Source organism: Neobacillus sedimentimangrovi, assembly GCF_010614825.1.
GTDB classification, from domain to species: Bacteria; Bacillota; Bacilli; order Bacillales; family Cytobacillaceae; genus Neobacillus; species Neobacillus thermocopriae.
In genome coordinates, this window is the sequence record NZ_JAAFZF010000029.1 from 1 (window position 1) to 20,469 (window position 20,469).

24 protein-coding genes, 1 other RNA gene and 1 pseudogene are annotated in these 20,469 nt (G+C 37.6%); 18 read left to right on the forward strand and 8 right to left on the reverse strand.

The genetic code is table 11. The features are described 5' to 3' along the window. Positions 1-256: pseudogene (locus tag GZA11_RS16730) on the forward strand (hypothetical protein); the annotation flags it as partial. 70 nt (positions 257-326) lie between these two features. Beyond that, a complete protein-coding gene (gene mbcS, locus GZA11_RS10525) occupies positions 327-1,910 on the forward strand; it encodes an acyl-CoA synthetase MbcS (RefSeq protein ID WP_038536718.1) in 1,584 nt (527 codons plus the stop codon). A gap of 104 nt (positions 1,911-2,014) precedes the next feature. Here the strand turns inward: mbcS and GZA11_RS10530 are convergent, their stop codons facing one another. Further along, on the reverse strand, positions 2,015-2,815 hold the full coding sequence (locus GZA11_RS10530; protein WP_038536716.1) for an NAD kinase: 801 nt from the start codon (positions 2,813-2,815) through the stop codon (positions 2,015-2,017). A 156-nt stretch (positions 2,816-2,971) separates the two neighbouring features. Here GZA11_RS10530 and sppA point away from each other — a divergent pair, with 156 nt between their 5' ends. The 9 genes from sppA to GZA11_RS10575 all read left to right on the forward strand — a co-directional run bounded on the left by sppA (position 2,972) and on the right by GZA11_RS10575 (position 10,887). Beyond that, positions 2,972-3,982 (forward strand): signal peptide peptidase SppA, encoded by a 1,011-nt coding sequence (gene sppA / locus GZA11_RS10535; RefSeq protein ID WP_163183753.1) that lies wholly within the window; start codon positions 2,972-2,974, stop codon positions 3,980-3,982. 10 nt (positions 3,983-3,992) lie between these two features. Next, the gene (locus GZA11_RS10540) at positions 3,993-4,538 is read left to right on the forward strand and encodes an RDD family protein (RefSeq protein WP_038536713.1); all 546 of its coding nucleotides are present in this window, start codon (positions 3,993-3,995) and stop codon (positions 4,536-4,538) included. 87 nt (positions 4,539-4,625) lie between these two features. Next, a complete protein-coding gene (locus GZA11_RS10545; RefSeq protein WP_163183755.1) occupies positions 4,626-5,324 on the forward strand; it encodes a DUF2953 domain-containing protein in 699 nt (232 codons plus the stop codon). A 72-nt stretch (positions 5,325-5,396) separates the two neighbouring features. Further along, a complete protein-coding gene (gene ytfJ, locus GZA11_RS10550; RefSeq protein WP_163183757.1) occupies positions 5,397-5,879 on the forward strand; it encodes a GerW family sporulation protein in 483 nt (160 codons plus the stop codon). Positions 5,880-6,074: 195 nt separating this feature from the next. Beyond that, positions 6,075-6,575: a thiol peroxidase gene (tpx, locus tag GZA11_RS10555; protein WP_163183759.1), complete on the forward strand. Its 501-nt coding sequence runs from the start codon at positions 6,075-6,077 to the stop codon at positions 6,573-6,575. 66 nt (positions 6,576-6,641) lie between these two features. Then, positions 6,642-7,625: a class I SAM-dependent methyltransferase gene (locus GZA11_RS10560; protein WP_163183761.1), complete on the forward strand. Its 984-nt coding sequence runs from the start codon at positions 6,642-6,644 to the stop codon at positions 7,623-7,625. A 631-nt stretch (positions 7,626-8,256) separates the two neighbouring features. Further along, positions 8,257-9,450 carry an acetate kinase gene (locus tag GZA11_RS10565; protein ID WP_038536705.1) on the forward strand — a complete coding sequence of 398 codons (1,194 nt, stop codon included), beginning with the start codon at positions 8,257-8,259 and terminating at the stop codon, positions 9,448-9,450. An 85-nt stretch (positions 9,451-9,535) separates the two neighbouring features. Next, positions 9,536-10,378 carry an EcsC family protein gene (locus GZA11_RS10570; protein ID WP_163183763.1) on the forward strand — a complete coding sequence of 281 codons (843 nt, stop codon included), beginning with the start codon at positions 9,536-9,538 and terminating at the stop codon, positions 10,376-10,378. Next, on the forward strand, positions 10,375-10,887 hold the full coding sequence (locus GZA11_RS10575) for a MogA/MoaB family molybdenum cofactor biosynthesis protein (RefSeq protein ID WP_163183765.1): 513 nt from the start codon (positions 10,375-10,377) through the stop codon (positions 10,885-10,887). Before GZA11_RS10570 ends, GZA11_RS10575 begins: the two co-directional genes overlap by 4 nt. A gap of 45 nt (positions 10,888-10,932) precedes the next feature. Here the strand turns inward: GZA11_RS10575 and GZA11_RS10580 are convergent, their stop codons facing one another. Together GZA11_RS10580 and GZA11_RS10585 are read right to left on the reverse strand one after the other, a co-directional pair. Further along, on the reverse strand, positions 10,933-11,247 hold the full coding sequence (locus GZA11_RS10580) for a hypothetical protein (RefSeq protein WP_038536702.1): 315 nt from the start codon (positions 11,245-11,247) through the stop codon (positions 10,933-10,935). 137 nt (positions 11,248-11,384) lie between these two features. Then, positions 11,385-11,831 (reverse strand): universal stress protein, encoded by a 447-nt coding sequence (locus GZA11_RS10585; RefSeq protein ID WP_038536700.1) that lies wholly within the window; start codon positions 11,829-11,831, stop codon positions 11,385-11,387. A gap of 104 nt (positions 11,832-11,935) precedes the next feature. On the opposite strand from GZA11_RS10585, the gene GZA11_RS16510 reads away from it, so the two are divergent. From GZA11_RS16510 to ald, 3 genes are all read left to right on the forward strand, one after another. Further along, the gene (locus tag GZA11_RS16510; protein WP_200878224.1) at positions 11,936-12,094 is read left to right on the forward strand and encodes a hypothetical protein; all 159 of its coding nucleotides are present in this window, start codon (positions 11,936-11,938) and stop codon (positions 12,092-12,094) included. A 165-nt stretch (positions 12,095-12,259) separates the two neighbouring features. Further along, on the forward strand, positions 12,260-12,457 hold the full coding sequence (locus GZA11_RS10590) for a hypothetical protein (protein WP_163183767.1): 198 nt from the start codon (positions 12,260-12,262) through the stop codon (positions 12,455-12,457). 106 nt (positions 12,458-12,563) lie between these two features. Next, positions 12,564-13,679 (forward strand): alanine dehydrogenase, encoded by a 1,116-nt coding sequence (gene ald / locus GZA11_RS10595; RefSeq protein ID WP_163183769.1) that lies wholly within the window; start codon positions 12,564-12,566, stop codon positions 13,677-13,679. Between the two features lie 544 nt (positions 13,680-14,223). Here the strand turns inward: ald and ssrS are convergent. Both ssrS and GZA11_RS10605 read right to left on the reverse strand, forming a co-directional pair. Next, positions 14,224-14,421: non-coding RNA, 6S RNA (ssrS, locus tag GZA11_RS10600), on the reverse strand. A gap of 55 nt (positions 14,422-14,476) precedes the next feature. Next, entirely contained in the window at positions 14,477-15,574 is a 1,098-nt protein-coding gene (locus GZA11_RS10605) for a M24 family metallopeptidase (RefSeq protein ID WP_163183771.1), read from the reverse strand. 178 nt (positions 15,575-15,752) lie between these two features. Between GZA11_RS10605 and GZA11_RS10610 the strand changes: the two genes are divergently transcribed. The 3 genes from GZA11_RS10610 (at position 15,753) to GZA11_RS10620 (ending at position 18,164) form a co-directional block, all read left to right on the forward strand. Next, the gene (locus GZA11_RS10610; RefSeq protein WP_163183773.1) at positions 15,753-16,433 is read left to right on the forward strand and encodes a metal-dependent hydrolase; all 681 of its coding nucleotides are present in this window, start codon (positions 15,753-15,755) and stop codon (positions 16,431-16,433) included. 68 nt (positions 16,434-16,501) lie between these two features. Further along, the gene (locus tag GZA11_RS10615) at positions 16,502-16,732 is read left to right on the forward strand and encodes a hypothetical protein (protein ID WP_038536694.1); all 231 of its coding nucleotides are present in this window, start codon (positions 16,502-16,504) and stop codon (positions 16,730-16,732) included. Between the two features lie 109 nt (positions 16,733-16,841). Continuing rightward, a complete protein-coding gene (locus tag GZA11_RS10620) occupies positions 16,842-18,164 on the forward strand; it encodes a CBS domain-containing protein (protein ID WP_163183775.1) in 1,323 nt (440 codons plus the stop codon). A 68-nt stretch (positions 18,165-18,232) separates the two neighbouring features. Here GZA11_RS10620 and GZA11_RS10625 read toward each other — a convergent pair whose 3' ends face one another. Next, on the reverse strand, positions 18,233-18,541 hold the full coding sequence (locus GZA11_RS10625) for a YtpI family protein (RefSeq protein ID WP_163183777.1): 309 nt from the start codon (positions 18,539-18,541) through the stop codon (positions 18,233-18,235). A gap of 98 nt (positions 18,542-18,639) precedes the next feature. Here GZA11_RS10625 and GZA11_RS10630 point away from each other — a divergent pair, with 98 nt between their 5' ends. Then, on the forward strand, positions 18,640-19,572 hold the full coding sequence (locus tag GZA11_RS10630; RefSeq protein ID WP_163183779.1) for a DHH family phosphoesterase: 933 nt from the start codon (positions 18,640-18,642) through the stop codon (positions 19,570-19,572). 28 nt (positions 19,573-19,600) lie between these two features. Here GZA11_RS10630 and ytrI read toward each other — a convergent pair whose 3' ends face one another. Both ytrI and GZA11_RS10640 read right to left on the reverse strand, forming a co-directional pair. After that, entirely contained in the window at positions 19,601-20,104 is a 504-nt protein-coding gene (gene ytrI / locus GZA11_RS10635; RefSeq protein WP_163183781.1) for a sporulation membrane protein YtrI, read from the reverse strand. Further along, on the reverse strand, positions 20,101-20,439 hold the full coding sequence (locus GZA11_RS10640; protein ID WP_038536685.1) for a YtrH family sporulation protein: 339 nt from the start codon (positions 20,437-20,439) through the stop codon (positions 20,101-20,103). The genes ytrI and GZA11_RS10640 overlap by 4 nt, the downstream gene beginning before the upstream one ends. Between the last annotated feature and the right edge of the window lie 30 nt (positions 20,440-20,469).

Genomic DNA, 20,469 nt, shown 5'->3' on the forward strand with positions numbered 1-20,469 from the left:
TGAATGGAAAGCTTATGAATGGGGGAACAGTCGTAAAGGTTATTGGCGAATCTCAAAAAGTCCCATATTACACAGAACCCTTGGAAACTCCTATTGGAGTAACCAAGGGCTTAAAAGTCTACAGAAACGTTATGAATTCTTGCGTCATTTATCTTGGTTGAACCGCCGTATACGGAACCGTACGTACGGTGGTGTGAGAGGACGGGGGTTAATCACCCCTTCCTACTCGATTTTTTATTATTACTTTTCAGAATAATAATTTTAAATTTTAAAATAATTTTGTATAATAATAATGTTCATAAAAAAATTTAGGGGGAATCGGAAAAATGAAACGGGAAGACTTAATTGCGCCTGAAAAGTATAACCTTGTTTCAGAGGTGGAGAAATTTGCTAAAAACCCGAACAAAAAGGCTTTAATTTGGGAAAATGAAGCTGGAGAAAAAAAAGAGATTACATATGAACAGTTAATGAAACAAGTAAATCAAGCGGGAAATGTGTTTGTTCAAAGTGGTTTAACAAAGGGAGATATAGTCTTAGTAATGGTACCGCGCTTAATTGAGGCATATGTCATTTATTTGGCTGCCCTAAAAGCAGGGTTGGTGGTCATTCCAAGCTCGGAAATGTTAAGGGAGAAAGATCTGCAATACCGAATCACCCACGGGGACGTTAAGGCTGTTATTAGCTATTATCCTTATGTAGAGCAATTTAAAAATATTACTTCTCAGCAAGAATTGGTTAAGTTTACAATTGGCGGAAAGGAAGACGGCTGGATTCAATTAGATGAAGAAATGAAAGCGTCTTCAGAAGAATTTGCAATGGCTGATACTTTAAGAGATGATATGGCCTTTTTATCCTATACATCTGGGACAACCGGAAACCCAAAAGGAGTTGTGCATACTCATGGATGGGCATATGCACATTTACGAACAGCAGCAGCTAAATGGCTCTGTATTGAAGAGGGTGATATGGTTTGGGCAACAGCTGGACCAGGCTGGCAGAAGTGGATTTGGAGCCCGTTCCTTTCCGTTTTAGGATCTGGTGCCACCGGATTAGTTTATCATGGGAAATTTGAGCCAAAGAAATACTTAAGTCTTCTACAAAAATATGATGTGAATGTACTATGCTGTACCCCGACCGAGTATCGCTTAATGGCTAAAGTTGATAATTTGGCTGAATTTAAGCTACCAAACCTTCATAGTGCGGTATCTGCTGGAGAGCCGTTAAATCGGGAAGTCATTGACACGTTTAGAAAATATTTTAATATCGATGTTCGGGATGGATATGGCCAAACGGAAAATACACTCCTTGTCGGCGTAACGAAAGGGATGGAACTAAAACCGGGTTCAATGGGCAAGCCGACACCAGGAAATAGGGTAGAAATTATTGATGAAAACGGAAAACCTTGTCCGGTTGGAGTAGTTGGAGATATTGCTGTCCATGTAGAAACACCAGCATTATTTAAAAATTATTATAAGGATCCAGAAAGAACTGCAATGCAATTCCGTGGAGATTATTATGTAACCGGCGATAAAGCAAAAATGGACGAGGATGGTTATTTCTGGTTTGAGGGCAGGGGCGATGACATTATCATCAGTTCAGGGTATACAATCGGTCCTTTCGAAGTGGAAGATGCTTTAGTTAAGCATCCATATGTAAAGGAATGTGCAGTTGTTGCCAGTCCAGATGAGATTCGCGGTTTTGTTGTTAAAGCTTTTGTCGTCTTGCGTGAAGGGGTTACAGAATCAGAAACAGACCTAACAAAAATCTTGCAGGATCATGTCAAATCCTTAACAGCACCTTATAAATATCCAAGAAAGATTGAATATGTCACTGAGCTTCCGAAAACGACTTCAGGAAAAATCCGCCGCGTTGAATTACGTCAAAAAGAAATGCAAGCACTTAAAAAATAATATTACCATAATAAGGTCTAAAAAATGAATATATTAATATTAAAAAAATAAAAAGGGGCATCCAGATGTCGAAATTTCGGCTTTCTGGATGGTCCCTTTTTTCTTTATAGGAAAGTTCGTTTTACTTTTTCCCAGAACGAATTATTTTTTAACTTTAATGTTTTTAATTTTTTATTACTTAACTGAATGGTAATTTTATTTGCATGTTTAATACTTAATGCTTCATTATCCAATCCCATGATCGGATAATCATTATCTTCCGAAACGACCTTAAGTGTCAGTTTGCGCTCGGCACCTAAAATAAATGAGGATCCGAGAGTCCGATAGTTGTTATTATTAAGGGATGCTACTTCACTCACCTGCATACATGAAAGAAGAGGGTCTACAATTGCACCATTGACGGACTTATTGTAAGCCGTGCTTCCTGTCGGAGTGGCTACTACTAATCCATCACCGCGGAAGGTTTCAAAATGTAATTGGTCAACAAATACATCAATCACAAGAGTCTTGATGATGGAAGAACGAATACTGAATTCATTTAAACAAGTAAAAGTTCCTTGCCCTTCTACATAAACCTCGATAAGAGGATAACGACGAACTTCCAGTTGTTCATTCAACATTGCATTAATCATATTGGATGTTTCCTCAATTCGGAAGTCACAATACATGTTCAAGCTGTTATTTGTGGAGATCCCCATATATAAACAATCATCACGAAAACCAGTCTTCCGAACGGCTTGAAGAAAGGTTCCGTCATCCCCAATACTTGCAATAATATTTGCCTGTTTATAATCGTTAACAATCGTAAAACCATAACGTTTGGTCGCTTCAAAAAGAGGCGTTACCTTTGCGAGAATCTCTGGTTCCTGTTTATAATAATAAAATACATTCTTTCTTTCTGGCATAAATTGTACCTCCTGTAATATTTATGTAAAAACTATTTTGTTTTACTCATTGGAAAATAATTTTTTGATAAAATGATAGTAGTCTTCAATTAGTTTATCATTTTTTTGAAACAATTTGAAATATTTGATTATTAAAAGTAGAAATGGGGGAAACAAATGAATGGAAAACGTTGGGCTGCGCTTGGCATTGCAGCGGCATTATTTTTTGTATCTGTATTGGTCAATTTTTTATCCTCTTTTGCGTTTAAAGGCATAGAGACGGACTTTAGTGAGTTTCTGGCTACTGCAGAGGATCCATTTACCGAGGAAGTAGTGGAAGAAGGTAGTGAATTAAAGAAAATTGTAGTCCTTGATATAAATGGTGTTATCCAAGATACAGGGGGAACAGAAGCGCTATTATCTGATTCCAGTTACAATCATCGCTCGTTTATGAAAAAACTGAAACAAATTAAAGAAGATGATACTGTGAAAGGAGTCATTATTCAGGTAAACTCACCAGGAGGCGGAGTAGTTGAAAGTGCTGAAATCCATAAGGAGCTAAAAGAAATTCAGAAGGAAACGAAGAAACCTATTTATATATCAATGGGGTCCATGGCTGCTTCAGGAGGGTACTATATTTCAACTGCGGCTAAGAAAATTTATGCTAGTCCGGAAACCATGACCGGAAGCCTCGGAGTGATTATGCAGGGCATTAACTACGAAAAACTGGCAGAAAAGTATGGTGTTGAATTTGTTACGATTAAAAGCGGTGAATACAAAGATATTATGAGCCCAACAAGAGAAATGACAGAGGAAGAACGGCAGATTTTACAACAAATGATTGACAATTCGTACAATGGTTTTGTAAAAGTGATAGCCGAGGGTCGCGGAATGAGTGAGGAAAAAGTGAGAGAGATTGCCGATGGACGTGTATATGATGGCCGACAGGCAAAGGAATTAAATCTTATTGATGGTTTTGGATATTTGGATGATGTCATTGATGAAATGAAGAAAAATGAAAAACTCAATGGTGCACAAGTTGTCCGCTATACTGAAGATCTAGGATTTGCTTCTTTGTTCCAATTGCAAGCGAAAAAGTTGATTGGTAACAACATTGAAATGACCGGTTTAATGAAACTTCTCTCTAAACCAAATTCACCACGTCTCATGTATCTTTATGCGGAGTGAGGTGTGAATAATGGATAATAATAACCAATTGAACGAACAATTTGATCATTTGGAAGATCCACAGGTGAATCATGAACCTATAGCTGAGCAACCATATAGTCATGAAGACCAGGAACATGATCCATCTAATTCATCCAAAAGGACATTTCGTTACGCCGGCTTTTGGATGCGTTTTTGGGCCTATTTACTTGATTTGTTAGTAATTGGAAGTATTGAAAGACTGTTGATTAATCCAGTTTTTCGTTGGTTAGATATTTCCTTAACCGAATATAATATGTTTGCGCCTGTTTCCATTACTTCAGCCTTCATCTTTTACTTGTATTTTGTTTTAATGACTAAATATTTCCAACAGACATTAGGGAAAATGGTATTTGGACTAAGGGTTGTAAACTTTCATTCTGAGGAATTAACATGGGGGACCGTTTTGTTTCGAGAATGGATTGGAAGGTTTATTTCGGCCACAGTTGTTTTAGGATATGTCATTACAGCTTTTATGCCTAAGAAACAGGGATTACATGATCTTTTCACAGACACAACCGTCGTTCACGTCGAATAAAGAATTAAAGCCTATCAACGATAAGTTGATAGGTTTATTTTTTTGATGAACAGGACATACTAGCAGGCTGAAAGGTTGTGAATCAATTTGGTTTGGTTGCTAGTTTTTATTTTAGTTATTGCACTTATATTACTTCTTTTATTGACGACAAAATTAACCATTTCAATAAATTATTATCACCACAATGATAATGATGATTTACAGATTGAATTTCGTATCTGGTTTGGATTAATTCGATACAAGAAAAAAATCCCATTTGTAAAAATAGATGAGAATTCACCTAGTATAATCATAAAAAGCAAGTCGGCTATGGGAAACGATGATAATGTTGAAAATACTGAATATGATGTAAAACAATTTACCAAAAATGATTTTTTAGAAAACTATCGAAGGATGAACTTTTTGCTTAAAAAAGTCGTTCATTTACATACGATTATTAAAAAATTTCTTCAAAAAATCAGTATTAATAAGTTTGAGTGGCAAACCATGATTGGAGTTGGTGATGCAGCCCATACGGCTATTGTAACGGGTGTTTTGTGGTCCATCAAAGGGAATATGACTGGTTTATTAAGCCAATATTTCAAACTAAAGGTGATGCCTGTTATTTCTATTACTCCTCATTTCCAAGCGAATGTCATTCAGACAAGGGTGTCATGTATTTTTCAGTTTCGAATCGGGTATGCTATTTTAGCAGGATTAAAAATGATTAAATTTTGGAAGGGAAGTATAAAGACCTTCAATAATAAAACCCATTTTTCTACCAAAGCGAATTCATCCACTGGCTAATTCATTGGAAAATGGGTCAGTGGTTTGATTAGCTGAGAAAGAAAATCTTAATTGAAATAGGAGGATACGGCAATGTCAGAGCATCCAATACAAGGTTTAATGACAACTGCGATGGAAAGCCTTAAGGAAATGATTGATGTCAATACGATCATCGGAGATCCAGTGGAAACACCTGATGGTAGTGTTATTTTGACAGTTTCAAAGGTTGGTTTTGGATTTGCTGCTGGGGGTAGCGAATTCAATATAAGCGGGTCTAAAAATCAGGGGCAAAGCCAAGGACAAGGCCAAGGAGAAAGCCAAGGGCAATCAAAGCACCCATTTGGCGGTGGTAGCGGGGCTGGCGTGTCAATTACTCCAATTGCCTTTTTAATTGTAAATAGTCAAGGGGTTAAAATGCTTCATTTAGATGAAAGCACTCATTTATACGAGAAAATATTAGAGCTTGCTCCTCAAGCAGTGGATAAGATTCAACAAATGTTCTCAAAAAAAGACCAATCCCAACAGAAGGACAGGTTTGAATCCCATGAAAAACCGAAGCTTGATTTAGATTTATAGGAAAGAAAGTTAACCTTCTAAAAAGGTATGAAGGTTAACTTTTTTCATGATGTGGATAAAGGAAGGATTATCCCAAAAGTCATATTCATTGCAAAAATATTCGTGGCAGGATATATTTACACTGTACATATCCAAGTGAGTAGGTATTTACCTGAAAAACTTGTGATACTTGATACGACTAAGGAGGATGGAAAAATGGCAAATGTTACGTTTAAGGGAAAGCCAGTTACCTTACTGGGAAACGAAGTAAAAGTAGGCGATAAAGCTCCAAACTTCACTGTTCTAGCAAATGATTTATCTGAGGTCACTTTAGAAAATACAAAGGGGCAAGTTCGTATCATCACTTCAGTACCTTCTCTTGATACGGGTGTTTGTGATGCTGAAATTCGCCGTTTCAATGAAGAAGCAAGTGGTTTAGATAATGTCAAGGTTTTAACAGTTAGCGTTGATCTTCCATTTGCTCAAAAACGCTGGTGCGCTGCAGCAGGTATTGAAAATGTTCAAACATTATCCGATCACCGTGATTTATCATTTGGCGAAGCCTATGGTGTAGCGATGAAGGAATTACGGTTATTGGCTCGTGCGGTGTTTGTTGTTGATTCTTCTGATACAGTTACTTATGTTGAGTATGTGAATGAAGTAACTGAACACCCTAACTATGAAGCGGCTTTAGAAGCTGCCAAAAACGCGAAGTAATAATTGATATTAGAAGGCCTCTCCAATGGCGAGGTCTTTTTTCAATGACATAAAAGGAGGGGACGTATGAATATTACTCCTATTGAAAAATTATTTGCTTTATTTAATGAAACAGCTCTTATTCTTCAGGAAGAATTGGATTGTTCGTTTCTAGAAGCATTAGCCGAAACAGGTGAGAATTTGTTTCAAGGAACCATTCTTCAGGAAGAATTAAGTGAACTAACTGTAAAAAGACTACAAAAGCAGTACAATGAGATTCAAATTGAAAAATTTTCAAACGAAGAAATCCGCAAAGCTTATCAGCTTGTTATCCTCAAAGGGATGAAGGAAAATGTTCAGCCCAATCATCAAATGACCCCAGATTCAGTGGGCTTGCTAGTGGCCTACCTGGTTGACCGATTCATGAAAGAAACATCTTTTCGTCTACTTGACCCCGCTGTTGGGACAGGAAATCTATTGCTTACAGTAATCAACCATTTGCAAAAAAATATTTCCGCAATTGGGGTTGAGATTGATGATTTGTTAATCAAACTTGCTTATGTCAATGCAAATTTACAGGAGCAACCGGTTCAGTTTTTTAATCAGGACAGTTTGGAGCCGCTATTTATTGAACCTGTAGATGTGGTTGTTGCAGATTTGCCTGTGGGTTATTATCCAAATGATCTACGTGCAGCAGCTTATCAACTAAAAGCGAGCAGTGGACATTCCTATGCTCATCATTTATTTATGGAACAAAGTATACGGCATACGAAGCCTGGCGGTTACTTATTTTTCATCATTCCTAATGGACTCTTTGAAAGTGAACAGGCAAAACAGTTACATGATTATTTCAAAGAAAATGTAATTATTCAAGGGTTACTTCAACTGCCAATTAGTATGTTCAAAAATAAAAATGCAGCGAAAAGCATTTTAATCGTGCAGAAAAAAGGTGAAGGAGTAAAGCCACCAAAGCAAGTATTGCTCGCCAGTCTCCCAACTCTGTCAAAAAAAGCCGAGATGGACAACATCTTAAAAAAATTGGAACTATGGTTTGCAGAGAACAAAAGATAACACTGAATTCATTCGGTGTTATTTTTTTGTGTAAAAATGTAAATTTTCTATTTTGAGGAATATTTTGGAGCAATCACTATAGTGGTGTTATGCCTTACGATCAGTCATTATCGAATCTCTTCCCTCTCTTTTTGTTTCTTTTTTTTCAGTTAAAGGGCACCATAAGGGAAAGCTATGTTAGCGATAATTATCGCACGACCGAAAGCGATAGCTTTTGGGAGGAGGCTATACGTCGCTAAACAGAGGGCTATCGCTTTTCCAATAAGATAAAAAATATCTATTGACTTTGAGTACTGTCTAGCTCCAGCGCCCTAGCGGCGAGACGCCTTCGGTCTCCGCCCTACGATAAGTCAACATCGATTCGCTTTGGGCTCCTCGTGTTTCCTTTATCTAGTTGGAGACCTCCAAGCCCTACGCCGCAGCCCAGAGTGCTTGCGCTTTTCGTATTTTTTACAAAAATAAAAAGAGTTTGAATACATTTATATTTTAAATGTAAGCGTTTCCATTTTGTTAATGCCTTGAAATGTTTTTTTTACAATGATTAAATGATTGAGGGAGAAAACCTGGACGGTTTGTACAAAATAATAAAAGAGTAAATGTAAATGATGGATATAAAGGAGCGTTTAGCAAAATGGCAAAAATCATCGCGATAAATGCAGGTAGTTCTTCATTAAAATTTCAATTATTTGATATGCCTTCTGAGGAAGTTATTACAAAAGGGTTGATTGAGAGAATTGGACTCAATGATTCCATTTTTAATATAACAGTCAATGGTGAAAAGTTACAGGAAACATTAGATATTCCTAATCATGAAGTAGCAGTAAAACTTTTACTAGATAAATTGACCACTTTGGGAATTATTAAATCTCTGTCTGAAATTGAAGGGATTGGCCACCGTGTTGTTCACGGAGGTGAAGAGTTTAGTGACTCAGTTCTAATTACAGACGAAGTATTAACAAAGATTGATGAATTATCAGAGCTGGCTCCATTACATAATCCAGCAAACGTAACAGGGATTCGAGCATTTAAACAAGTTCTTCCAAATGTTCCGGCAGTTGCTGTGTTTGATACGGCATTCCACCAAACAATGCCGGCGAGCTCTTATCTATACAGTCTTCCTTATGAGTATTATGAAAAATATGGAATCCGCAAATATGGTTTCCATGGAACAAGCCATAAATATGTATCACAAAGAGCTGCTGAACTTTTAGGGCGTCCAATCGAACAACTACGGTTAATTTCCTGTCATTTGGGTAATGGTGCAAGTATTGCGGCTATTCAGGGTGGTAAATCAATCGATACTTCCATGGGCTTTACTCCTCTTGCTGGTGTAACTATGGGTACTCGTTCTGGAAACATTGACCCTGCATTAATTCCTTTCATTATGGAGAAAACAGGCAAAACGGCAGATGAGGTTTTAGAAGTTTTAAATAAGAAAAGCGGAATGCTAGCAGTTTCTGGTTTTTCAAGTGATTTAAGGGATATAGAATTACAGGCACAGCAAGGAAATGAAAGAGCAAAGCTTGCACTAGAAGTATTCTCTAACCGAATCCATAAATATATTGGTTCTTATGCTGCCCGTATGTACGGGGTAGATGCGATTATTTTCACCGCTGGTATTGGAGAAAATAGTGATGTCATTCGTGAAAATGTGTTAAAAGGTTTAGAGTTTATGGGTGTATATTGGGATCCAACATTAAATAAAGTTAGAGGCAAAGAAGCGTTTATTAACTATCCACATTCACCTGTTAAAGTGCTTGTAATACCAACAAATGAAGAAGTTATGATTGCCCGCGATGTCGTGCGATTAGCAGAAATCAAATAAGTTCTTTCATAAGCAAAAGCCCAATGAGGGCTTTTGCTTTTTTTATGATATACTTATGAAAAGATTTCTAAAGGAGGCTCTTGACATGCCACTTACTGAGCGGGATAGAAGCGTCTTTAAAGAAATACAAGAATGGGAAAATCAGTTGCTGAACTATGAGGCTAATGACCTGCAACTTGCCTATGAAAAATATTTACATCGAACCTTTTCTTTGTTACCTGAAAAGATTCAAAAGCAATTTTTCACTGTGATAGATAGTTGGTTGTTTCATTTGCACGGGATGATTCAATCTTCTCAGATGCAACAGGATGCAAAGGAAAGAATTCTAGATTCTGGAAGGGTTTTCCTTAAAGAAGTTGAAAAAATTGAAGATATGAGGCAATTGGAAATTGACCAATTACATTACATAGCAGGGCAGCTTATTGCAAGACATCGGCTTTATTCCCTTGTACAAGGGGGATTGGCAGGTACAGGTGGCAAGATGCTTTTAGGGATGGATATTCCAACATTGACAATCATCAATTTAAGGGTTGTACAATTAATTGCGATGACGTACGGCTTTGAAGTGAATACTCCTTTTGAAATGATGACCTCTTTAAAGGTATTTCATACGGCTTGCCTTCCTCAAAGATTACAAAAGCAGGGATGGTTAGAATTAAAACAGGAATTAGAATTAATGGAAAATCCTTATTTCTATGAAGGAAAGGAAGAAATAACAGATATCACCTGGATTGAACAACCACTACAACAGCTATTAAAGGCTATGGTTATAACACAATTCCGTCATAAGCTAATACAAGGTGTACCACTTTTGGGAATTGCCATAGGAGCAGGGGTAAATTATCAGTTAACAAGAAAAGTAACATCATTTGCGGAAAAATATTATCAATTGCGCTATTTGTATGAGAAAGAGGAGTTTTCAAAATGAGTTTTCAAGAACATAAAAGGACAGCTCAAAAAATGTTAAATTGCAAAGTAATAACAGTTAGTGATACAAGAGATAAGGAATCTGACAGGAGTGGCAGGTTGATGATGGACCTGCTTGAACAAGAGGGACACTCTATTGTGGATTATGTCATAGTAAAGGATGATGTATCTGCAATCAAGTCGGAAATTTTGAAAGGATGCGAACGTGAGGATATTGATGTGATATTAACCAATGGTGGTACAGGTATTGCCAAACGGGATGTCACGATCGAAACAGTTCAAAGCTTACTTGATAAAGAAATTGTTGGGTTTGGAGAGTTGTTTCGATTTTTGAGTTATCAAGAGGATATTGGTTCAGCCGCAATTCTTTCCAGGGCAATAGCTGGGGTGGTGAAAAATAAAGCCATTTTCTCTACTCCGGGGTCATCTGGTGCTGTAAAGCTTGCAATGAATAAGCTCATTCTTCCTGAAATTGGCCATATTGTGAAGGAAATCCAAAAAGATTTATAACAAGCAGAAAGGGCTGGCACTGTATTTAGGTGCCAGCTTCAATTATTAATGGTGGACTTTTCCGGATATCGTTTGGTTAGCGCGGTACCAAATCCACAAGTCATTGATGATGGATGCTAGTTCCGCTATTTCCGTATTAAGCTGACAGGATCGAAGGAAATCATTTTCATTCGAAAGCTGAGCCTGCTTTTGATTAATTTCCTTTTCAAGTTCCGCAATCCTGTCTGGGATAGAACCCCTAATTCGCTCCCAATGAAGCAGGATCTCTTCTTGTGTCTTTTTGCTATATTCTTCCCATTCAGCAGCTAAATTAGGAATATCAATACCGAGTCTTTGATCGAAGGAAAAATGTTCTTTCATTAATAGCCTCCAAGATATGTAAGAGTAAGTTGCTTTCATTGTACTACAGATCTAAGAGGCGTTCATTAAAAAACTTTCGAGTTCGTTTGAAAAGCACGAGTGCCATGAATTTGTTCGATGCCAGTTGATAAATTATTCTATAGCTTTTTTGTTCGTACGACAAGAACATCGCATGGAGCATAGCGGGTGATGTGTTCTGAAACACTGCCGATAAAAAGTCTTTCCATAACATTCATTCCAGTAGCCCCGCAAATAATTAAGTCGATATGATGTTTTTTAGCTAAATCTCTAGGAATTTTAATCTTAGGGGAACCGAAATCAATGACATATTCTACATCTGACATACCGGCCATTTCCGCTTGTTTTTTATAATTTTCGAGCATATCTTTTGCCAGTTTTTCTGCTCTTTCCCCAATGACTGTATCATACGCTTCAATCATTGCAAATGATCTTGTATCAATTACATGGACTAGAATCAAGGAAGCGTGGTTTCGTTTCGCGATTTCAATCCCCTTTTTAAATGCCCAATCCGCTTCCTTTGAACCATCAACAGCTACCATGATTTTTTGGTATTTCATTCCCATGATTATCATCTCCCTACTTCGGATTATACAATATTTAACAATGTATACCTGTTGCAATTTTTCGAACAATAATGAAGAACTTACATTAATAGGAGGTTTTTTAGATGGGCAAGTTTGACCCTAACCAGAGGTATTCTTTTGAGTTCGATGAGCAATGGGAAAGTGAGATCAGCGAGCAAATTATGAACGCATATAACAGCGGATTTATTGATCAAGGTACCTATATTGCGACAAAGGATGATTTTTCAGAGGAAGAGGAGTAAGGGAAATAGGTAAAAGGTTAGCTGTCCATCTAATTGGACAGCTATTAAACATTAAAGCTTCATCTTTATAAAAATGAAAATTAAGGGCGTATACCCAAGAATATACCTCCACATATGCATATTCTTTAGTGACATTATTCATCACATTGAGGAGGTAAAACCACCATGAATGAGAATATGTATATGGTCCCTGAACAAATGCCCAATGATCCTACACTAAATTATGGAAACACTGATTACCGTGTTTGGGGATGGGGCAGACCGTGGGGATGGAGACCTTATTACTACCGTCCATTTTTCCCATATTTCCCGCCTTTCGGATTTGGCTTTGGCTTCCCATTCTTTTATCCGTTCTTTATCTAAACAAAAGGGAAAAGGCCTTACCATTTTTTGGTGAGGCTATATTTTGGAAAAAGCATGTTTTTTGATAAAATGAAAGTGTTTACAATTTGTTGTGGAGGGAACCATCATGCGCATTGGAGTACCTAAAGAAATTAAAAATAATGAAAATCGTGTGGCAATGACACCTGCAGGAGTAGTCAATCTGGTTCAATTTGGGCATGAAGTGTTTGTGGAAAAAGGTGCAGGATTGGGCTCTGGCTTTACAGATGAAGATTATCAAGCTGCGGGAGCGAAATTGGTTAACTCAGCGGAAGAGGCATGGTCAATGGAAATGGTGATGAAGGTAAAGGAGCCACTTCCAGAGGAGTATAAGTATTTCCGTGAGGGATTAATATTATTTACATATTTACACTTAGCACCTGAACCGGAATTGACTAAGGCGCTAATTGAGAAAAAAGTAGTGGGGATTGCCTATGAAACCGTTCAACTTCCAAATGCGACTTTGCCGTTATTGACGCCAATGAGTGAGGTTGCTGGCAGAATGGCAACTCAGGTCGGTGCGCAATTTTTGGAAAAGATCAATGGCGGTATGGGAATTCTCCTTTCTGGTGTACCGGGGGTTCAAAGAGGAAAAGTCACCATTATCGGAGGTGGTGTAGCTGGCACGAATGCTGCTAAAATGGCGATTGGTTTAGGTGCAAAGGTAACGATCATTGATTTAAACCCTGATCGTCTGCGTCAGTTAGACGATATTTTTGGATCAGAAGTTACGACGCTTATGTCCAACCCTTATAACATTGCCGAAGCAGTAAAGGATTCAGATTTGGTTATCGGGGCTGTTCTTATACCAGGAGCGAAGGCGCCAAAGCTGGTAACAGAAGAGATGGTTAAATCGATGAAAAAGGGCAGTGTGGTGGTCGATATCGCAATCGATCAAGGGGGTATTTTTGAAACAACAGATCGAATTACCACACATAGTGATCCGACATATGTCAAGCATGGGGTTGTTCATTATGCGGTGGCAAATATGCCGGGAGCCGTGCCGAGAACATCTACTTTTGCCTTAACAAATGTAACGGTTCCTTATGCACTCCAGATTGCCAATAAAGGATACCGCCAAGCCTGCTTAGAAAATGAAGCCTTATTAAAGGGGATTAATACACTAAATGGCTATGTCACCTATAAAGCTGTTGCTGATGCCCATGGACTAGAATATCGAGATGCGAGAGAATTATTAGGATAAAAAGCAGAGGCTGTGCCAGAAGGACTTTAATACGACTTTATAGTGTTCATCTTTGTTTGTTTTTATTATTAGTTGTATTAGTGTATGGTGAATGGCGCTACCTAAATGTAAAGAGTATGATGTTTGGATGTTATCCAGAGTTAGAATGGTCTTTCTGTGGTACTATTCTTGTACAAAAAGAAGGGGCTCTCCGGAAAGTGGTATTTCAGCCGAAATCTTTATAAAAGCAAAACCCAAGAATGCTGTTAAATCAACATTCTTGGGTTTTTAATTTGGGTTCATTTTTCTCTTAAATGGACTTTTTAGACAGCCCCTTCTTATGTAAAACGTTTCAATATTTATTTATCCAGTCTGTGATTGAAGTAGAAGGCACACAACGAGACTCCTCCACGCCCGAGGAAAAGCAAACCTAATCGAAAGCAAAAGAAAGGATTCAGAGTAAACAAAAGAGGGTGTCCCAATAAAGTATACTTTTGGGATACCCTCTTTATTAAATAAAAAAGCCAGCCTCTCAAAAAGGAAGCTGGCTAGAAAGACCCAATTTGTTAGAGCCGCTATTGCCGTACTTCGAATAAGAAAGTTTTAAACCACCACTCCTCAAAGTGGGTGTTCTCAGAAGCGTTTCCTGCGTGTCCTCCATGTCATATAGACGGAGGCCTGTCATTTCGGCTTCAATGGTTAAACTCCCTATTACAGCTTAAAGGTTAAAACTTTATTATCATTACGTACAATGCAGCTTGTATTTGTATATTACATTAAAAAGGATAATAGTTCAATGTAAAAAAAATCCAAAAAGATTATTGGATGATTTGTAATTCTTTCGGGTATTTAGTAAGTGTACGAGCACCATTGGATGTGATGTACACATCATCTTCAATCCGAACACCCGCGATTCCTGGGACATAGATACCAGGTTCAATTGTATAAACCATTCCTTCTTGAATAACCAATGGATTAGTTTCGGTCAAAGATGGGTATTCATGTACGCTAATTCCAAGGCCATGGCCGAGACGGTGTGGAAAATACTCTCCATATCCAGCATCAGCAATGATTCGACGAGCAGTTAAATCTACCTCTTGCGCAGTTACTCCTGGCTTACTAACTTCAAGCGCAGCTAATTGTGCTTTTAATACTGTATCGTAAATTTCCTTTTGTTTGTCATTAATATCTCCATAAGCCACTGTTCTTGTTATGTCTGAGCAGTAACGATCTACAACAACGCCCAAGTCAAATAAAACAAGATCTCCTTTTTGAATTTTATTATTTCCTGGATTTCCGTGAGGAGAAGCCGCATTAGCTCCGGTTAATACCATTGTGGAAAAAGACATTTCCGTTACTCCTTTTTGTTTTAAGGCGTATTCAATGGCATTTAATACATCAAGTTCGCTTTTTCCTTCTTTGATTTCACTGACTCCAAATTCGATTGCATAATCAGCTAGAGAACAGGCTTCCTCTAGGATTTTTAATTCCTTTTCATCCTTAATCATCCGAAGGAGTCTTAGTTTTTCTTCTGCCGAAACAAACTTCGCATTAGGGAATAGTTTCATAAGATTTTCATAGCGTTCTACATTCATATGTTCTTTTTCAATAGCAACTTTTGCAATGTTATCCATTCTTGATTGAATAGATCGATGAATCAATTCCCAAGGATTATCAATGTCACTAAAGCCAATAATTTCATGCTCCCATCCAGCATTCTTAGCATCATGAATTTCCATGGCCGGACAAACAAGAAATGGCTCTGCTTCCTGAAATACAACAAGAGCAAGTAGCCGTTCATGTGGGTTTGTATAAAAACCGCTCATATAAAAGACATTTTCAGAAGAGGTAACAAAGCTAACTTCAATTTCATTTTCTTTCATCCATGATTGAAACTTTTCTAACCGTTGATTCATATTTCTGCCCCCTATAAAAAAATACATCCATTTTGAGAGTATCAATAGATGATTGAAATGTAAACTATCTGGGGTCAGCAGGTGTGAAAACAAACTTGATCTAGGTATAATTAGGAAGGAATTCTAAATTTTTTATGGAAGTACATAATAGTTATTTTTATAAAAAGGGGACATCAATATGAAAATTTCTTATCACGGACATTCAGTTGTACAAATTCATACGAAAGGAAAAAACATTTTAATTGATCCATTTATTACTGGAAATGGTTTAACGGATTTAAAGCCAGATGAAATAAAAGTAGATGTGATTCTCTTAACTCATGGCCATAATGACCATGTCGGGGATACAGTTGCACTGGCAAAAAGGAACAATGCATTGGTGGTGGCAAACCACGAATTAGCAACCTATTTAAGTTGGCAGGGAGTGAATACACATGGGATGCACATTGGCGGCGCCTGCCAATTTGAATTTGGTAAAGTAAAGCTGACACAAGCGTTCCATGGTTCCAGCTATACAACAGAAAATAATGAACTAATATACTGTGGCATGCCTGCTGGTATTCTGTTTATGAGTGAAGGAAAGACCATATATCATGCAGGAGATACTGGACTGTTTTCGGATATGAAGTTGATTGGGGAACGTCATCCAATTGATGTAGCATTTTTACCAATTGGCGACAATTTTACAATGGGGCCAGAGGATGCAGCATACGCAGCTAAACTTTTGAAGGCAAAAACAGTGGTTCCAATTCATTACAATACGTTTCCACCTATTCAACAAGATCCATATAAATTTATTGAAATGTTAGAAGATAAAAATGGGAAAGTATTAGAGCCAGGGGAAGCGATCGAACTATAACTACTTTTTTTCCTCCAAAGTGCATAAAGATGAAACAAGCAGTTATTTTTATGGAGGAGGAAAAATAAATGAAGAAAAATCGATATTTGGTGTGCCTTTTGCTCAGTGGTTTAATGCTATATTATGCTGTGCCGAGACTTCATGTAGCTATCGAAGGAGAACAGGGAATTTTTGCTATCTCTTGGCTTGCGTTGGCGCTGATGGTAATTGCCGGTAATCTAACAGGGATCCTTTATTCTCCGAAAAAACAATATCAAAAGCCTCAGCCAAGAAGGGTGAAAAAACGTTCTTTTCATTAAAAACCAATATGGTATTGCATTGAATCAATATTAGATTCACCTTATAATGGAATTTAGAGACATCTGTTGAACGGATAGATTCGAATTCGATTGTTAAAGGGTGAAGCTCTTGGCTGCTAAGACAAAACATGAAAAAATATTAAAATACATTGACGAACTTCCGATTGGGGAAAAAATCTCTGTTAGACAAATTGCTAAAGCGATGAATGTAAGTGAAGGTACAGCTTATCGTGCCATAAAAGAAGCGGAAAATAAAGGCTTTGTCAGTACAATAGAACGAGTTGGAACGATTCGAATTGAACGGAAGAAAAAAGAAAACATTGAAAAACTAACGTATGCAGAAGTCGTTAATATAGTTGATGGACAGGTTTTGGGCGGAAAAACCGGCTTGCATAAAACCTTAAATAAATTTGTTATCGGGGCGATGAAGCTCGAGGCGATGATGCGATATACCGAAGCTGGCAATCTATTAATTGTCGGTAACCGGACACAGGCACATGAACTGGCGCTTAAAGCAGGTGCTGCTGTCCTTATTACTGGGGGCTTTGATACGGAAGAGCATGTAAAACGTCTTGCTGATCAACTGGAACTACCGATTATCTCTACTAGTTATGATACGTTTACAGTGGCCACCATGATTAACCGGGCGATATACGATCAATTAATTAAAAAGGAAATAATATTAGTTGAAGATATTTTGACCCCTTTATCGAAAACTTATTATTTATTTACGACCGATAAAGTTTCAAGGTGGCACGAATTAAACAAGCAAACCACTCATAGCCGTTATCCGGTTGTCGACTATAACATGAAAATTCAAGGGATGGTCACCAGCAAGGATGTTTTGGGGCAGAATGAAGACACTCCTATTGAAAAAATTATGACTAAGCAACCAATGACGGTGACAGGGAAAACAAGTGTGGCATCTACAGCCCATACAATGGTGTGGGAAGGAATTGAGGTTCTGCCTGTAGCAGACGACTCGAACCGTTTAGAAGGGCTAGTTAGTAGGCAGGATGTACTGAAGGCGCTGCAAATGAATCAAAGACAGCCACAAGTTGGTGAGACGCTTGATGATATCGTAACTAATCAAATGAAATTCATACAAGCAGGAAAAGGAGAAGAAGCGTTTACCTGTGAGGTTACTCCGCAAATGACCAATTATTTGGGAACCATTTCATATGGAGTATTTACCACTATTGTGTCTGAGGCTGCCAATCGGGTATTACGTAGCTATAAAAAAGGGGATCTTGTCGTTGAAAATATGTCGATCTACTTTCTAAAACCAGTTCAGATGGAAACGACGCTTGAAATCTATCCAAAAATATTAGAGGTTGGACGGAAGTTTGGAAAAGTAGATGTAGAAGTTTTCAATGAAGGTATATTAGTTGGTAAAGCATTGATGATGTGTCAGTTAATTGATCGAACATAAAAAAGCCGCTTCCATTATGAAGCGGCTCCGTTTTATTACATAGCTTCAGTACCCATCGCTTGCTTTTTTTAATTATTATTTTTTAACATTTCTGCTTCCTCAATTGCAAATGGTAGGTAATGTTTATATTTTCTATAGCCGATCAAACTGAAAAAGCCTCCATAGATGATGAAAATGGCAGCTATGATATAAACACCAATGGATTGAGAAATGAATAATGAATTAATGCCAAAGAATAGAACGAAGAGGCCGAGAACAATATTTGATTTAGCAGAAAGCCATTTCTTTTCTACAGGACGGTTGCTTCTAAAGTATTTTGTTTTATAAAATAAATAGAAAGCAAATAAGATCACGATTATAAAGACAAACACTAACATGTATTGTTCCTCCAATGTAAAAAATCCATTAATATTTTACCTGTATTTGAGGGAAAAAGCCACTCGGTAATTTTATTAAGTCTGAAAAAGGAGAGCCTATGAAAGAGAAAATACTAGAAAAAATAAAACAATATGAAACCATTATCATTCATCGTCATGTTCGGCCGGATCCAGATGCCTATGGCTCACAAGGAGGATTAGCTGCTATCTTAAAGGAATCATTTCCGGAAAAAAATATCTATGCAGTGGGGCAAGAGGAACCTACCTTACATTACATGCGTCGGCTTGATACTATTGAAGATGAAGTATATAAAGGGGCTTTAGTAATCGTATGTGATACCGCAAACGCTGAAAGAATTTGTGATAAGCGCTATTCTTTGGGAGATATGCTAATTAAAATTGACCATCATCCAAATGAGGATCCCTATGGGGATTTATTGTGGGTTGATACCGATGCTAGTTCCTGTAGTGAGATGATTTATGAATTCTATTTATATGGAAAAGAACATGGTTTGAAAATGAATGATGAAGCAGCAAGACTGCTATTTGCTGGTATTGTTGGGGATACGGGGAGATTTCTTTTCCCTAGTACGACCGAAAAAACATTTTCTTATGCGGGTGAATTAATTCATTATAATTTCTCTCGCCCTGAACTATTTAACAAAATGTATGAGCTACCACCGAATATTATAAAGTTAAAAGGGTATATTCTTCAGAACTTTGAACTCCAGGAGAATGGAGTCGGATGTGTTACGTTAACGAAAGAACTGCTGGAGGAATATAACGCAAGACCAGCAGAGGCTTCACTTTTGGTCGGAATTTTGAGCGATGTCAAGGGAATCAAAGCTTGGGTCTTTTTCATAGAGGAAGACGATCAAATTAGGGTTCGACTGCGTTCAAAGGGGCCTGTGATTAATACGGTTGCAAGGAAGTTTAATGGCGGAGGCCATCCGCTGGCATCAGGTGCGTCTATTTATTCATGGGACGAAGTGAATGATGTTTTAAGAGAGCTACATGCTGTGTGTAAGTAAAAAGAGACGGCCTAATCACGGCCGTCTTTTACTCATCAAAATGGATTTCTAAGTTTATTGTGAGTGTAGTATAAATCACTAATTCTTTAACCTCTAATTTATATCGCTTATTATTTATTTTTATCGGTTTGTTTTCAATTATTTTAGTTATTAGATCTTTTGTTTTCGAAACAGTTTCTAAATCTTTAGCAAGCACCATTTTTATGTCATCTTTAACTGATTCCTCTGTTTGAAAAACACTAAATTGATCCAGTTTATATTTTTCCCAATTCGTTATTCGAATGTTAATTTTTTGCACGGTCATCTTTTCCTGGTTTTTATTATTTAATTCTTCATAATCTTTCTGCCAAATTTTAATTTCTTCCTTATACTCTTCAATATCTTTTTGTTGTTTCAGAATTAATTTTGAGTAATCTTCCTGCCAAACTCCAAAAATATATAAAAAAATGCACCAGCTGATTGCACCTCCAACTGCCAACCCTGCAATAAAACGCTGCCAGGCGGGGTTTCGGTAATATGGTGGAAGTCTCATGAGGCAATATGCTCCTGGGTCAGCCAGTTAATAATGAGTGCACCGGTCTGGGCCCCGCCAAGAGCTGCAAGAATTAATAAAAATTGTTTAAACAGATCTTTTGTATCTGCATTTAGGAAGCCGCGTTCAAACGTATATACCGTATCAAAGGTACCGCCAATGGCTGCGACGATGGCCCAAATTCTTAATGCCGAAGACAGGCGGTATACAGAAGTTAGCGGAGGCTGTCCGGTTAAGAAGGAGGAAATTCCCCCGATGAGTGACCCACCAAGTACCACACCCAAAGCAATGAAATAGCTTTCTATAAACGTCGGAAAAAAGCCGAGTTCTTTCATTTCCAATAACCGCCTTTACAAACTGAAATC